The organism is Roseivirga seohaensis subsp. aquiponti (assembly GCF_001267955.1).
GTDB lineage: Bacteria > Bacteroidota > Bacteroidia > Cytophagales > Cyclobacteriaceae > Roseivirga > Roseivirga seohaensis.
The window spans coordinates 1-15,555 of the sequence record NZ_JSVA01000021.1 but is presented as its reverse complement, the minus strand read 5'-3'; the positions used below and the strand labels follow the sequence as shown (position 1 = coordinate 15,555).

General features: G+C 39.7%; 12 protein-coding genes. 11 read left to right on the top strand and 1 reads right to left on the bottom strand.

Features of this window, described 5'->3' with window-relative positions:
* The 10 genes from OB69_RS16575 to OB69_RS16530 all read left to right on the top strand — a co-directional run.
* The coding region (locus tag OB69_RS16575) for an Ig-like domain-containing protein (protein WP_157608614.1) at positions 1–1,756 on the top strand (1,756 nt) is incomplete at its 5' end.
* A 10-nt stretch (positions 1,757–1,766) separates the two neighbouring features.
* Entirely contained in the window at positions 1,767–3,317 is a 1,551-nt protein-coding gene (locus OB69_RS16570) for a PorP/SprF family type IX secretion system membrane protein (RefSeq protein ID WP_053224876.1), read from the top strand.
* Positions 3,318–3,510: 193 nt separating this feature from the next.
* Entirely contained in the window at positions 3,511–6,513 is a 3,003-nt protein-coding gene (locus OB69_RS16565; RefSeq protein WP_053224875.1) for a WD40/YVTN/BNR-like repeat-containing protein, read from the top strand.
* Between the two features lie 254 nt (positions 6,514–6,767).
* Entirely contained in the window at positions 6,768–8,162 is a 1,395-nt protein-coding gene (locus tag OB69_RS16560; protein WP_053224874.1) for a YfcC family protein, read from the top strand.
* 78 nt (positions 8,163–8,240) lie between these two features.
* Positions 8,241–9,392 carry an acetylornithine deacetylase gene (argE, locus tag OB69_RS16555; protein ID WP_053224873.1) on the top strand — a complete coding sequence of 384 codons (1,152 nt, stop codon included), beginning with the start codon at positions 8,241–8,243 and terminating at the stop codon, positions 9,390–9,392.
* A gap of 119 nt (positions 9,393–9,511) precedes the next feature.
* The gene (locus tag OB69_RS16550) at positions 9,512–10,360 is read left to right on the top strand and encodes an MBL fold metallo-hydrolase (protein ID WP_053224872.1); all 849 of its coding nucleotides are present in this window, start codon (positions 9,512–9,514) and stop codon (positions 10,358–10,360) included.
* A 1-nt stretch (position 10,361) separates the two neighbouring features.
* Positions 10,362–11,171, top strand: coding sequence for a patatin-like phospholipase family protein (locus tag OB69_RS16545; RefSeq protein WP_053224871.1), 810 nt, complete (start codon positions 10,362–10,364; stop codon positions 11,169–11,171).
* Entirely contained in the window at positions 11,168–11,731 is a 564-nt protein-coding gene (locus OB69_RS16540) for a lysophospholipid acyltransferase family protein (protein WP_053224870.1), read from the top strand. The genes OB69_RS16545 and OB69_RS16540 overlap by 4 nt, the downstream gene beginning before the upstream one ends.
* A gap of 11 nt (positions 11,732–11,742) precedes the next feature.
* Positions 11,743–12,327: a riboflavin synthase gene (locus OB69_RS16535; protein ID WP_053224869.1), complete on the top strand. Its 585-nt coding sequence runs from the start codon at positions 11,743–11,745 to the stop codon at positions 12,325–12,327.
* A complete protein-coding gene (locus tag OB69_RS16530) occupies positions 12,327–13,439 on the top strand; it encodes an o-succinylbenzoate synthase (protein WP_053224868.1) in 1,113 nt (370 codons plus the stop codon). The genes OB69_RS16535 and OB69_RS16530 overlap by 1 nt, the downstream gene beginning before the upstream one ends.
* Here OB69_RS16530 and OB69_RS16525 read toward each other — a convergent pair.
* On the bottom strand, positions 13,426–14,094 hold the full coding sequence (locus OB69_RS16525) for a hypothetical protein (RefSeq protein ID WP_053224867.1): 669 nt from the start codon (positions 14,092–14,094) through the stop codon (positions 13,426–13,428). The genes OB69_RS16530 and OB69_RS16525 overlap by 14 nt on opposite strands.
* Before the next feature lie 310 nt (positions 14,095–14,404).
* Between OB69_RS16525 and OB69_RS16520 the strand changes: the two genes are divergently transcribed.
* Positions 14,405–15,196 carry a hypothetical protein gene (locus OB69_RS16520; RefSeq protein ID WP_053224866.1) on the top strand — a complete coding sequence of 264 codons (792 nt, stop codon included), beginning with the start codon at positions 14,405–14,407 and terminating at the stop codon, positions 15,194–15,196.
* Positions 15,197–15,555 lie beyond the last annotated feature (359 nt).

The following is a 15,555-nucleotide window of genomic DNA, read 5'->3' as shown; positions in this document are numbered from 1 at the left end:
TGTGGCAATTACAAGCACTGCGGCTAATCCAATCAACGGAACTTTTACGACTACCTTTACCTTTAGCGAAGCAGTCACTGGTTTTGCAGTAGGAGATATTACGGTTGCAAATGGTACGGCTTCTAACTTCAGTGCCACCAGCGCAATGGTTTATACGGCATTAATTACCCCAACTACGGATGGTGCTGTAACCATTGATGTTGCAGCCAATGTAGCCCAAGATGCCGCTACAAATGGAAATACCGCTGCCACACAGTTTAGCCTTACTGCTGACTTGACCAATCCAACAGTACTTATTTCAAGCACCGCAGCTAATCCAATCAATGGAGCATTTACGGCTATCTTTACCTTTAGCGAAGCAGTAACTGGTTTTGCAATAGGGGATATTTCAGTTGCAAATGGTACGGCAAGTAATTTTACCTCAATCAATCCATCAGTTTACACGACCTCAATTAGTCCATTAACTGATGGGGTCGTAACTGTGGATATTCCTGAAAATATTGCTGAAGATGTAGCGAGAAATGGGAATGTAGCAGCAACACGATTCAGCATTATTGCAGATTTGACCGTTCCAGAGCTAAGCATGTCAGGTATTCCTGTTGAACTGAATAATTTCGAACCTTTTACCATTACATATTCCTTTTCTGAAAAAGTGACGGGCTTTGCTGGTGCTGATTTTCAATTGGTGAATGCTGAATTGGTTGATTTTAGTACTACGGATAATATCAATTTTAATGTCAGCTTTAAGGCCAAGTCGAACCAAGATGTAAGATTAACATTGCCGGCCAACACAGTTTATGATTTGGCTGCTAATGCCAACGCTACTGAAACCATTGTAGATATTTCTTTTAATAGTTTGCCAATGGATATTTCATTGTCTGGGTTAAGTATTGACGAAAACAATTCACTAGCAGCTGAAATTGGGCAATTTAATACAGCCGATGCTGATGTTGGTGATGTTCAGACCTATAGTTTAGTAGCAGGTATAGGTTCAGAAGATAACGATAAATTCAGTATCACTTTTAACAAGCTTAGGGCGGCATCGATATTCGACTTTGAAGCCAAGTCTGTTTATAATATTAGAATTAAAACAGATGATGGAAGAGGAGGTGTCTTTGAAAAGGCCTTTGTAATATCTGTTAATGACCTAAATGAGCAACCTACTAATATTAGCCTAAGCAATACTTTGATTGATGAAAGTGATGAAACAGACATATTGGTAGGTCTGTTTACTACCGAAGACCAGGATAATGGTGATAGCTTTACCTATGAATTAGTAACTGGAAACGGAGATGATAGTAACAGCTTTTTTAAGATTGTTAATAATGAACTGCATACTTCTCAAGCCATAAATTTTGAGACCCATAAACTGCTTTCAATTCGTGTAAGAGTGATTGATTCGGGTGGTTTAACCTTTGGAAAGTCCTTTGAGATTGCGGTAAATAATGTAGTGAATGAAGAAATTCGAGATTATACTAAAGATAGCCCAACCGCCCGAATTAAGAATTTCTTTACTCCCAATGGTGATGGAGTAAATGATGTATGGGTAATCGAAGATATTCTGGATAATCCTGAAAATGAAGTAAAAGTATTTGCTCAAAACGGAAAGCTTGTTTTCAGTACCAAGTCATACCAAAATAATTGGGATGGAAAGTTTGAAGGTCAATTATTACCATCCGGCACATATTACTACGAGGTTAATATTTCTAACGGAAAGGCCATTATAAGAGGCATGCTTTTAATCCTTACCAAATAGCCCAAAGAAGATGAATAGAATAAGAATCACATTTTTAATATTTGGTTTATTTGGGCTGGCAAATTTAGTTAGCGCACAACAGGCCCCTTTGTTCAATCAGTATTTCACCCAGCCTTCACTTGGTTATGCTTCAGCAAGTGTGCTTTCGCATAGTCCTCAACTAAGCTTATTGTATAGAGGGCAGTGGTCGGGGCTAGAAGGAGCTCCTGAAATATTTGCTTTGAGTTTTTCCAATCCATTAAAGAATAAATGGGGCTACAATGTCAATGTACATAGTTTTGAATTTGGCTTTTTAAAACAGACTTATTTAGGCGCAGGTTTTTCAAAAGCATTTAATTTGAAAGCTCATCAACTTTCAGTGGGCACTGAAATAGGGGCTTCTCTTTATCGTTTAAATGAATCGAAAATCAGTATTGAAAGCTTGAATGATGAATTGATTCAGAACCTATTGGGTAGAAATGGTAGTGCTTTAAATATAAACCTTTCGCTCTCTTATCAATACAGGTCATTGCAGGCTCATTTTTCTGCACTTAATATTATAGATGAAAGCCTTTCAAACGATGATTTTGTAGAACTAAATGATAATAATAGAGCCGATTACATGACGGCTTTAGGGTATGCATTTCGAATTAACTCCATAAATAAAATCGTTTTCACTCCAGTTATTACATGGCGATATAAGGAAGTACTGGGTGGTACTTTTGATTTGGCTGCTAAGCTAGATTTGAATGATAAATTTCAGCTTAGTACTGGTTATAGAGAAAACTACGGAGCTACAGCAGGAATAGGCGTAAAAATAAAGTCAAATATGTTGTTTACTTATAATTATGACTTTGGTAAAAGTGATGTTCCTTTTGTCTCTGATGGATTTAATGAAATAGGGCTGCATTTCACCTTTCAGAATAAAAAAGAGAAAAGTCTAAAGTTAGAAACCGAGGCGCTTTCCATCATTGATAAGATCCAGAAAGATGAAATTTATGAGCGTAAGCTGATCAGCACTCCAGATCAGGAAGTGGTGCTTGCTTACCTATCATCATTAGAAAAAGGGAATAAGAAAGAAAGGGAAATAAAAGCAAATGAAGCTTTTGAAGATATTCTTTCAGCAGTAAAAAACAAAGGTTTAGCGCGTTTACAAGCAGAAGCTAATGAACGAAAGGAAGCAGAGCGATTAGCTCAGTTGGAGGCCCAAAATAGAGCACAAGAGCAAGAGGATCGCTTAGCTCAAGAAGCCAAGGACAAAGCTTTGGCCGAACGTAAATTATTGGAGGGAGAATCAGTAATCAAAGAGGAAGTAGATGATAATCAGGTGAATGGAGATTATATTTTAGTAGTGAATTCATTTACATACAATAGTGCCTTGGCAGCAAAAAATCTAAATAGCTTAAAAGAAACTTACCCAAATTCAGGAATTTTCAAGAGTAAAAAACGCGGCTACGATTATGTTTATATTATGGCTTTCTCAGATTTTGATAAAGCAATCGAGGCCATGTTGGCACTGAAAAAAGAAAATAAATTCTCTGATAGCTGGGTGCATATTGTAAGGTTGAGCTTAGAGAAATAAAATAGAGAAATTATAATCTGGTGAATGAAGAAAAGGTCAATTATCCGAGTTTGGCCTTTTCTTTAATTGACAGTGCATTCAACCGCATAATTAGCTCATTTCATGTCGTAACCATAAGCATATTACCAGTCAACCAATTTTTGAAGGGTTCTAAATCTTAGTTTCTTATCTTCCCATTCAAGAATTATAGGATATGCGAAAAACTAGACTACTAACCCTTTCCGCGCTTTTTTTGCTGATTTTTAATTTCGGCCAAGCGCAGGATAACCCTCAACTCGATGCCTTTCAATTTAGAAATGTAGGTCCAAACCGTGGTGGCCGTGTAACAGCCGTTATGGGGGTAGAATCACAACCCTCTACGTTCTATATGGGAGCTACAGGTGGAGGCGTTTGGAAAACCGATGATTATGGAAATTCATGGGAAAACATTTCAGACGGATATTTTTCAACCCCTTCAATTGGCGCCATTTCGGTATACCAAAAGAAACCAGATATTATTTATGTAGGAACTGGTTCTGACGGCCTTAGATCAAACGTTATTACCGGTAAAGGAATGTATAAATCTACAGATGCAGGTAAAACATGGGAGTTTATTGGACTGAAAGAAACAGGCCAAATTGGAGCAGTAGAAATTCACCCCAATAATCCTGATGTTGTTTTTGTAGCCGCTATTGGTAACGCGTTTGGAAGAAATACTGAACGAGGTATTTTTAGAACTAAAGATGGTGGTAAGAACTGGGATAAAGTGCTTTATCACTCTGATAGTGTTGGTTTCTCTGATTTAGAATTTGCACCAGACGACCCGAATACAATTTACGCTGGAGCATGGCGTGCCGAAAGAAAACCTTGGGATATCATTTCAGGGTCTATGGAAGGCGGAGTATACAAGTCTACTGATGGTGGTGAAACTTGGAAGAAACTAACCAACGGTCTTCCAAATGGTCTTATCGGTAAAATTGATTTTGCCGTTTCGCCTGCAAACCCAAATAGAGTGTATGCAAATATTGAAGCGGGAGATGACAAAGGTGGACTTTACAGATCGGATGATCGTGGTGCATCTTGGGAGTTTGTAAGCGATAATTCAAACCTTACTAATCGACCATTCTACTACACTAACATTTATGCCAATCCGAAAAATGCCGATGTAGTGTATAATAGTGCATTGCGTTTTATTAAGTCATCTGATGGAGGTAAAACATGGCGAGGAGTTTCAACTCCTCACAGTGATAATCATGACATTTGGATCAATCCTAATGACACTTCAATTTGGGTACAAGGAAATGACGGTGGCGCAAACGTAACCATCAACAATGGTAAAACATGGTCCACACAATTGAACCAACCTACTGCTGAGCTTTACCAAGTAGATATTGATGATCAAGAGCCTTATTGGTTATATGCAGGTCAGCAAGATAACGCTACTTTGGCTGTACCTAGTTTACCAACAGGTTCAAACGATTTCCCAATCTTTAACTTAGGCGGTTGCGAAACTGGACCGGCAGTACCAAAACCAGGAAATTCAGACGTGGTATATTCAAACTGTAAAGGCAACTTTGGTGTGTACGATAAACGTACAGGTCAAGAAATGCAGTACAGTGTGGGTGCCATGAATATTTATGGTCACGATGGCGATAAATTAAAGTTTAGGTTCCAGCGTGTAGCGCCAATTACCGTTTCACCTCATAATCCAGATGTAGTTTATCACGGTTCTCAGTATTTACATAAAACGACAGATAACGGTAAAACTTGGGAAATTATTTCTCCAGATTTAACTGCTTTCGATCCAACTAAGCAAGTTTCTGCAGGTAGACCAATAACAAGAGACGTTACAGGTGAAGAGTATTTCAGTACAATTTATTCTATTCAAGAATCAAGGATTCAGCCTGGATTAATTTGGGTTGGAGCCAATGATGGCCCTGTGCATGTAACACGCGATGGCGGTAAAAACTGGACGAACGTAACACCAAACATGCCGAAGGATGGTCGTGTGGATTCGGTTGAACCTTCACCGCATAACCCGGCAAAAGCATATGTTACCGTATTACGTTATCAGTTAGATGACTACAGACCATATATCTACAAAACAGAAGATTATGGTAAAACTTGGGAGCTAATCACCAAAGGTATTCCTAATGATTATCCAGTAAGAGTAGTAAGAGAAGATCCGGCCAAAGAAGGCCTTCTTTTCGCAGGTACAGAGTTCGGTTTGTTTATGTCTATGAACGATGGAAAGGATTGGGTGACATTCCAAAACAACCTTCCTGTTACACCAATTACAGACCTTAAGATTTATAAGAACGACATCGCCATGTCTACCATGGGTAGGGGCTTCTGGATTTTAGATAACATCACTAGCCTTTATAATATGGAGGCTGCTGTTAAGGCTGATGCCTTCCTCTTCAAACCGAAAGATACTTACAGATTTAGGTATCGTGGTGGAAGAGGTGTTCCTCAATATCCAAATTCGGCAGTAGCAATTGATTACTACTTGAACGACACTGATGAAGAAGTTCAATTGGATATTATTAACGAAGAAGGGCGAATCGTGAAGTCGTTTACCAGTGGTAGACCGGCTCCAGTAGAAAACCTTGAAGTAGATATGGCAACAGGTTTCTCTATGCCTCCTCCATCTTCTGGTTTGAGCAAAGACAAAGGTCTGAATCGTTTTTCTTGGAACATGCGTAATGCAGGAGGCTGGGATGCCAACCCAAGAAGATCTTATCAGGGTTTTGGTCCAATGGTGTCAACAGGTGAGTTTACTGTAAAATTAAAAGTAGGCGATAAGGTGTTAACAGAGAAGTTTACTTTGAGTTTAGACCCAAGAGCTACTTTGGTAACCGATGCTGATGTGAAGGAACAAGAAAGAGTAGCCTTACTACTTCAGGATTTTTCAGAGGATGTTACTCGTTTGTTAATCAGTGTTACCGAGGCTAGGGAAGCTTTAGATAACTCATTGAACAAGGAGAAAATCAGTAAAAAGGATCAAAAGAAGAAAGATACTTTAGATGCTTTATACTATAGAATAGTAACCCCTCCTGGCACATACATGCAGGGAATGCTTCAAAGCCAATTAGGCTACCTAAATGGTATGTTAAGCAGAGCAGACCAAGCGCCAGGACAAGATGTTTACGAACGTTTAGAAGAGCTTAAAGCAGAATACAACGCAATTAAGAAAGCTTTAGAAGAATTGAAATAAACACCAACCTTTTAAGTGAACCCTCCAAAAGCTTCGAATTTTTGGAGGGTTCTTTTTTTTAACCTGATTTATGTATTAGGTTTCGTAATGAAGAGATAAAGCTCAAAGAAAGAGTTGCTTATATTGAAGAGGCATAGCACCGCTATGGTGAATCAATAAATTTATGTTAAGTGACTCTTTTGAAGTGATTTATCTATGGAATAGAAAGCCTAATCCATAATTCAGGTTTAAGCTAGCTTCTACCAAAATAGCCTATGGAAAAGAAGAAATGGTATTCGAGTATCCCGCATCCAGTTGTGATGCTCTTCTGTATTCTGATCCTCATTACTTTATTAAGCCACTTTATTCCAGCCGGAGCATACGATAGAGTAGAAGTAGATGGTCGCCAAATGGTAGAACCGGGCTCTTACCATCAAATCGACCCAACGCCTTTGTCTTTTCTAGACATGTTCAGGGCCATTCCAGGAGGCTTCTCTTCTGCCATTCTTATCATTTTTGTTGTGCTTTCCAGCGGGATCATGTTCGGGGTGTTGGAAAAAACAGGAATGATTGAAAACGCAGTTGGTACCTTCGTTAAGAAAATGGGCTTCGAAAGAAGAATGCTGCTGGTCGTAATTATGACTTACCTTTTTGGTGCTCTCGGTGTTTTTGTAGGCTATGAAAATAACATCGCCATGATTCCCATTGCGGCCATTGCCAGTTTGGCTTTAGGTGGAGATTTAATGTTGGCTGCGGGAATTGCCGTTGGTGGTGTCACTGTGGGTTTTGGACTTTCGCCCGTCAATCCGTACACCGTTGGTACAGGCCACTCTTTGGCCGAAATGCCCATGTTTTCGGGGTGGCTCTTGCGTTCAGTGCTTTGCTTTGTAGCGCTTAGCGCTTTGGCTTATGTCAATGTTCGTTACTTCAGAAAAATATTGAAGAACCCAGAAAAGAGCCTTTCCATTGGGCTGGACACTAAGGGTTTTCAACTTTCTAAACCATTGGATACTTATGGAATGAAAGGCAAAGATTGGTTAATGCTTTTCATTTTTGTGGGAGGTTTGGTGGTGATGCTTTATGGCGTATTCACCCATGGTTGGTACCTTACCGAAATCAGCGCCATGTTCATTATTATCTCCATCGTGGCTGCCCTTGCTGCGCGAATGTCGGGAACAGATATAGGAGAGATCGTTTTATCTTCCGTAGCCGTAGTCGCTCCAGGGGCTTTTATGGTGGGTTTAGCGACTTCCATTAAGGTAGCCATGGAAATGGGCAATATCTCCGATACCATCGCTTTCAATTTGGCTGAAACGCTTCGCGACTTACCAACTTATGCTTCCGCTGTCTCCATGTCTTTGGCGCAGTGCGGCATCAACTTCTTAATTCCTTCGGGAAGTGGCCAAGCTTTGGCTACATTACCGATTATGATTCCGCTGGGGGATGTTTTAGGCTTAACTCGTCAAACCACTATTCTCGCTTTTCAGATAGGAGATGGAGTGACCAACCTTTTCAACCCCACCTTGGGTGGTTTAATTGCCATGCTCGCCATGTGCCGAATTTCCTTCGACCGCTGGCTCCGATTTATTATGCCTGTTGTGGGTGTAATTCTGGTGGTTTCATGGCTATTTTTGCTCTTCAGTGTGAGCATCGACTGGGGGCCTTTTTAAGGTATAGGGTAAGTATTAGGTATTGAGAAGCTCATACCCATGACCCATGACCAATAACTATTGACCAATGACCAAATTATGACCGTAGAAGAAATACTAACCAAACTCGTTTCATTCCCAGTATTAGGGGGCGAAAGTAATCTTTCTATTTTAAGTTGGATTGAAGAGTACCTCGATAAACATGGGATAGAACATCACCGTGTGCCAAATGAAGACGGAACTAAAGCCAATCTCCATTGCCGTATTGGTCCAGAAGCGGAAGGTGGTGTGATTCTCTCTGGACATATGGATGTTGTGCCTGTAAAAGGTCAAGCTTGGGATACCGATCCTTGGGTACTTACCGACAAAGAAGATGGTAAGTTATACAGCCGTGGTTCATGCGATATGAAGGGCTTTGTGGCTTGCTGTTTGGCTGCTTTACCTGCCATGCTCAAGGCCGATTTAAAGACACCAATTTACTTTGCCTTTTCATACGATGAAGAAATAGGCTGTTTAGGCGCTCCCGATTTGGTAAAAGCCATCAATACCCATTATAAAGTAAAACCGAAGTTTGCCATAATTGGGGAACCTACCATGATGCGACCAGTAACTGGGCAAAAAGGCATCTGTATTTTTGAAACTACCGTGAGCGGTTCTGAAGGCCATAGTAGCCGAATTAAGCAAGAAGTAAGCGCCATTCACGAAGCCATGCGTTTAATCCTTTGGCTCGAAAACAAAATGAATTCACTGATTGAAGCGGGAAAAACCGATGATAGATTTACACCCAATCACACTTCAATTCATATTGGAATGGTCAACGGAGGAATTGCACCTAATGTAATTGCCCAAGAATGTAAATTCAGCTGGGATGTGCGCACCATTCCATCAGAAACCCCTCAAGAAATTAAAGCGGAATTTGATCTTTATTGTAGGCAGCGAGAAGCTGAGTTAAAGAAAATTCACCCTAATTTTAAAATCTCCACCAGTAATGTTCATCCTGCGGTGCCGGGTTTAAATACTGCTGATGATCAAGAGATTGTGGCTTTGGTAAAAGATTTGGTGAGAAACCCCAAACTGGATGCCGTGTCTTACGCTGCGGAAGCAGGCCAGTTTGCAGAAGGTGGTTTTCAGGCCGTAATCTGTGGCCCTGGCGATATTGCTCAGGCTCACCGTGCCAACGAATTTATTCATAAAGACCAACTGGCCCAGGGTATGGAGTTTATGGATAAACTGATTGAGAAGTTGAGTTGATAAGCTCCAGCGGAGCGACCTTAAATTCATAATTCCATTTGGGCAAATATTTGAATTAAGCGACCTTGCAGTAAATCTCAAGTTCAGGAATAATCTGAATGTATTGAAATCCATTGCTTATGAAATTACACGTTATAGATACAGGCTTTTTTAAACTTGACGGTGGTGCCATGTTTGGTGTTGTGCCCAAATCGCTTTGGACAAGAACCAACGAAGCAGACGAAAATAATATGTGCACTTGGGCCATGCGTTGCCTTTTAATTGAAGATGGAAATCAGCTGATTTTAATTGACAATGGTATTGGCAACAAACAAGACGCAAAGTTCTTCAGTCATTATTATTTACACGGAGATGCCAGTTTAGACAGCTCATTAAAGAAAGCTGGCTTTTCACCCAATGATGTGACAGACATGTTTCAAACCCATTTACACTTCGATCACTGCGGTGGTGGAGTTGATTATGTGGGAGATAATAAAGATAAACTTCAACTACATTTCCCCAATGCAAAATATTGGAGCAATGCCGATCATTGGAAATGGGCTACCGAACCTAATGCACGTGAAAAAGCTTCATTTCTAAAAGAAAACATTTTGCCTATTCAAGAAAGCGGACATTTAAATCAGGTTCCTTTGGATGGAAAATCTCCCTTTTCTCAGTTCGATATTTTCTTTGCCGATGGCCATACCGACAAGCAGATGATTCCTAAAATCAAGTATAAAGACAAAACCATTGTTTTTATGGCTGATTTGCTACCTTCTACTGGCCATATTCCATTACCTTATGTTATGGGTTATGATACGCGTCCGTTGCTCACCCTTTCAGAAAAGGAAAAATTCTTGAAGGAAGCGGCAGATAACGAATACATCCTTTTTCTTGAACACGATTCAGTGAACGAGTGTTGTACTGTCAAAAACACGGAAAAAGGAGTAAGATTAGATCGCACTTTTCCATTGTCAGAAGTATTATAAAATGAAAACAGGAATAGCTTTATCGGGCGGAGGTGCTCGAGGATTTGCCCACTTTGGTGTTTTACAGGCCTTAGATGAACTTGATATAGAGATTAATGCAGTTTCAGGTACCAGTGCGGGCTCTATTGCTGGCGCTTTTTATGCCCATGGTTATAAGCCTACAGAGGCTTTGGAATTGATTTCTAAAACTAATCTTTTTAAAATTATCTGGCCTGCTTTTAGTCTTTCTGGCCTGATTAACATGAGCAAAAGTGAAGATGTTTTTAAGAAATTCTTTAAAGAAGATACCTTCGATAATGCTCAAATTCCTTTGCAAATTATTGCTACAAACTTAAATGAAGGAAGAAAACATGTGTTTTCAACAGGCCCGTTGGTAAAAGCCATGATGGCATCGAGCTGTATTCCCTTTATTTTCGATCCGGTAAGAATTGGTGATGAAGCCTATGTAGATGGAGGAATTGTAAATAATTTGCCTGCTGAGGTTCTACGTTCCACTTGTGATATCGTGATTGGAGTGAGCGTAGCGCCAGTCATTCGCGAAAATGAGTTGGGAGGACCAAAGCGTATGATTGAAAGAATTTCAATGGTAGGTATAAACGCCAATGTGTCCGCAAGCAAAGAGCATTGTGATATTCTAATTGAACCCACTTCATTAAGAAAATACTCTACTTTCGATATGAAGAAAGCGCACGAGATTTATAAAATTGGCTACGAATCGGCTCACCACTATTTTGATACTCATCAAGACGACCCTGCTGTAATTAAACTCTTAACCAAAGCCAAAACACAAACTTCAACTACTGCCTCATGATGAAATTATTCTCTAGGTTTTTGTTTTGGATTACGGGTTGGAAGCTTGAAGGGGAATTTCCTGAAGGAGTAAAGAAAGTGGTAATTACGGCAGCACCTCATACTAGCAATTGGGATTTTGTATATGCTAGAGCAGCTTTCTATCTCTTAGAAGTCCCTCTAAATTACACTATTAAAAAGGAATTTATGGTAGGTCCCTTGGGTTGGATGCTGAAGAGTATGGGGGCAATTCCAATAGACCGCTCTCCTAAAAAGCCGGGTGAAAAAAGACAGAGTACAGTAGATGCCATGGCGGCCTTATTTCAAAGCCGAGAAGAACTGGCGGTTATGGTAACACCAGAAGGAACCAGAAAATATGTTCCCGAATGGAGAACCGGTTTTTACTATACCGCAATTAAAGGTGGAGTACCAATCGTTTTGGGCTTTTTAGATTACAAGCATAAAATAGCAGGCATTGGCCCAACCATTTATCCTTCGGGAAATGTAGAAGAAGATATTGAAAAGATGAAGGCATTTTACCGCACTAAAACAGGCAAATATCCAGAGCTAGGTGTAAAATAGAATAGTAAGCAATGTTTACAGGAATTATAGAAACCACAGGCGAGATTACGAAAGTAGAAAGAGAAGGCACGAACGTTCACTTTTCTGTGAGAAGTAACTTGAGTGCTGAGCTAAAAATTGACCAGAGTGTAGCGCACAATGGTGTTTGCCTTACCGTAGTAGAAGTGAAGGATGGTATTCATGTGGTAACCGCCATTGATGAAACACTTCAAAAGACAAACTTGGCCAGCTGGCAAACAGGAACTGTAGTCAATTTAGAGCGCTGTATGGTAGCTAATGGCCGTTTTGATGGGCATGTGGTGCAAGGTCATGTGGATCAAATTGGTACAGTTACCCAAGTGCAGGAACAGGATGGAAGTTGGCTTTTCGACTTTGAATATGACTCTAGTTTAGGGAATGTTACCGTAGAAAAAGGCTCTATCTGTGTGAATGGCACAAGTTTGACCTGTTTCAATTCTGAAGAAGGAAGTTTTAGAGTAGCCATTATTCCATATACCTACGAACATACTTGTTTCCACCAATTGAAGGCGGGGGACAAGGTAAACCTTGAATTCGATATTATAGGAAAGTACGTCAAACGCTTATTAGGAAAGTAATGCGTTTACAGTTTGAAGTTATTCCGCACCTTTTAAAATTTCGTTTCGAAGCTGGCACCAGCCGGGGTTCATTTACGGAAAAGGAAACTTGGTTAATCAAGGTTTGGAAAAAGGGAAATCCTGACTGCGTTGGTTGGGGAGAAGCCAGTCCGCTTAAAGGCTTGAGCATAGACTATAGCCCTAACTACGAAACCGAACTTCAAACTTTGTTAAATAAGCTTTCAGCATTAGACTTTCCAGAAGAAACTGAAGACCTCCTTGAGTTCATAGCAGCTAACACCCCAATTGAAAAACCCTCTGTCCGTTTTGGTTTAGAAACTGCCTTGCTCGATCTACATAACGGAGGCAAACGAATAATTTTTGATACTCCATTTACGCAAGGCAAAGCCCGAATTCCAATCAATGGTTTGATTTGGATGGGAGAGAAGTCCTTTATGCAAAGGCAAATTGATGAAAAGCTGAAGGAAGGGTACAATACCATCAAATTAAAAATAGGAGCGATCGACTTTGCTACTGAATTGGCTTTATTGGAAGGTATTAGAGAACAGTATTCCGCCAATGACATAACATTAAGAGTAGATGCCAATGGTGCTTTCACCGAGGCTGATGCGATGCATAAGTTGGAGGAATTGGCTGCTTTGGAAATCCATTCAATAGAACAACCCGTAAAGCCTCATCAATATGAACTCATGAAAAGGCTTTGTGAGGAAAGTCCTTTGGCTATTGCTTTAGATGAAGAGCTGATTGGTGTAAATGCCAAAGAAGATAAAAAGGCACTTTTAGAACGCTTTCAACCCCAGTTTATCATTTTAAAACCCGCTTTATTGGGTGGTATTCTTTCCTGCCAAGAATGGATTGAAATAGCTGAAAGCCTCAATATTGGCTGGTGGATGACCTCTATGCTTGAAGCGAATATTGGTTTAAATGCCATTGCGCAATTTACTGCTCAGTACCAACCCACCTTACCACAAGGTTTAGGTACAGGCCAACTCTATTATAATAACATAGATTCTCCCTTAGAAATCAGAAAAGGCGAGCTGCTTTATAATAAGGTAAGGGGTTGGGGAGATTTCCCCCAAAGCAATCTAAAAAGTGACTCTATTTCTTCTTAATTACAATTCCATTTAATAACTCGAGAATTTTGGTTTCATACTTTTCGTGCAAATTGGTGGCTGTCCATGTAGTAAACTGAACGGTTCCTCTTTCATCAGAGTAGTAATAAGAATCAAAAACTAAGTCTAACCCGTTCAAATCGAAGCTCATTACTCCTCGTATTAAATCAGAACCATTTACGTTTCTTATTTCTGATTTAAGAATGTCCACCTCTGTATTTAGGTTTTCTTCAATATTGTTTTTGGCAATCTTATAAATATTATCAAGTCCAATTTCTATCTCTTCAGATAGAATAGCTACATAAATGTCATTGTCTTTTCCCATAAAAGCGAATTCTGCTTCATCATTAAGCTGGGCAGGTGGCACTCTTCTCCAAACATTTTCATCGTAAAACACTTCAAAAAAACCGTATTTGCTCGCTATGTTTTTCTTAGCATTTGGTGAAACAGAATAAGGGGTTGAAAGAGTATCATATTTAAACGATGTTTTGAGATAATCTAGAATACCTGTTTCTTGAGGCCTGTCGTCCCTGTCAAAGCTCCATGTACCATCGTCATAAATGTATATGGTATCGCCCTTTTGAGTTACAGCCCAAGTTTGAGCGGTTGCGGAAATCGAAATGATTAATAGGAGTAGGGAAAGCGAGAATTTCATATTCGTTTTATAGTTTAAATACTCAAGTAATGAGCAGATCAATGATTGCGTTTTGAATATCAGTGCTAGAAAATTATAATCAAAGCATATTGATTATAATTATTTAAAAATCGAGAAGCCTAATGAGCTGTTTCTGTCTTTATTCTTCTACTTAGAATAAAAAGAAAAAGCATAGACAAAACCGCCACTCACGGTATGACCAAAGCTGAAACAACCAGAACAATATAAGGGCAAGTCATCAAGTTTATTATCGCTTTAAACACAAGCGCCATATTATGTGTTAACCCGATACAACTGATAAATACTTGTGATGAAAAAACTATATGCTGTACTCAACCTGCTGGTAATACTTGCGGTAATTTTTTGGAATTATTGGAGTAATACCGGAGGCATAAATGGTAAAACCGTTGGTGAACTAAGTAGTGAGTACTTCAATCTTTTTACTCCGGCAGGCTATGCGTTTTCTATTTGGGGTGTCATTTTCATTGGTTTGATTGTATTAGGAGTGAATCAAGTCCAATTGGCCTTTTCAAATGCGGGTCACAGTGAAAGTATTCTTCAAATAGGACCTTGGTTAATTATTGCCAATCTAGGGAACGCTGCTTGGTTGTGGTTTTGGCTGAATGAACAAACGGGGATCAGCGTAATCGTAATGCTTGTAATTCTGTTTTCACTAATTCAGATTATTCTAAGGTTGAACATGGAACGATGGGATGCACCTTTAAAGGTAATAGCAACGGTTTGGTGGCCGATTTGCGCTTATAGTGGCTGGATAGCCGTAGCAACCATCGCCAATATTTCGGCCTATTTGGGTAAGATAGAATGGGAAGTGTTTTTTTCTGCCGAGCAATGGACAGTGATAATGATAAGTATTGCTGGGCTTCTAAATCTTTTTATGATTTACACCAGAAATATGCGTGAGTTTGCTTTGGTGGGCGCATGGGCCATTACCGCCATTGCCGTCCGGCATTGGAATGAAATACCATTATTGCAATGGACATCCGTTTTCTGGGTGGTTATCCTGATAATTGCGGTAAGTGTTCATGGCTATAAAAACCGTAAAACCAATCCATTTAAAAAAATGGTATGCAGTGAAGGTTAATTTGATAAACAGTTTAAGGTTTAAAGTTTAATGTAAGCTTCGGTGCTAAATCCTCGTTATAAACGAGGATTAGTGGGGAACCCTACAACATACCGTCACTCTGAGGTTGATGTTTGAAAAACTCAACCGTGAGAGTCTGTCTGTTCGGAGATGATGTTTGTATCATGATTTAGTTAGACGCTTCTGCTATTCAGTTTATTTTCAGTGGCTCTGTTTGGCTTCCTGTCACTCCGTAAAGGTCTTTTCAGAAACACATAGGACATCAGTTTTAAGCCTGAAGTTTATATTGTAAGCTTCGTTGCTAAATCCTCGTTATAAACGAGGATTAGTGGGGAGCTGGATGAACTTAAACTCTATCC

Coding starts and splice junctions, on each gene's coding strand:
- OB69_RS16535 (WP_053224869.1), top strand. CDS start 11,743: ATGTTTACAGGAATTATAGAAACCACAGGCGAGATTACGAAAGTAGAA.
- OB69_RS16560 (WP_053224874.1), top strand. CDS start 6,768: ATGGAAAAGAAGAAATGGTATTCGAGTATCCCGCATCCAGTTGTGATG.
- OB69_RS16530 (WP_053224868.1), top strand. CDS start 12,327: ATGCGTTTACAGTTTGAAGTTATTCCGCACCTTTTAAAATTTCGTTTC.
- argE (WP_053224873.1), top strand. CDS start 8,241: ATGACCGTAGAAGAAATACTAACCAAACTCGTTTCATTCCCAGTATTA.
- OB69_RS16545 (WP_053224871.1), top strand. CDS start 10,362: ATGAAAACAGGAATAGCTTTATCGGGCGGAGGTGCTCGAGGATTTGCC.
- OB69_RS16565 (WP_053224875.1), top strand. CDS start 3,511: ATGCGAAAAACTAGACTACTAACCCTTTCCGCGCTTTTTTTGCTGATT.
- OB69_RS16570 (WP_053224876.1), top strand. CDS start 1,767: ATGAATAGAATAAGAATCACATTTTTAATATTTGGTTTATTTGGGCTG.
- OB69_RS16525 (WP_053224867.1), bottom strand. CDS start 14,094: ATGAAATTCTCGCTTTCCCTACTCCTATTAATCATTTCGATTTCCGCA.
- OB69_RS16540 (WP_053224870.1), top strand. CDS start 11,168: ATGATGAAATTATTCTCTAGGTTTTTGTTTTGGATTACGGGTTGGAAG.
- OB69_RS16550 (WP_053224872.1), top strand. CDS start 9,512: ATGAAATTACACGTTATAGATACAGGCTTTTTTAAACTTGACGGTGGT.
- OB69_RS16520 (WP_053224866.1), top strand. CDS start 14,405: ATGAAAAAACTATATGCTGTACTCAACCTGCTGGTAATACTTGCGGTA.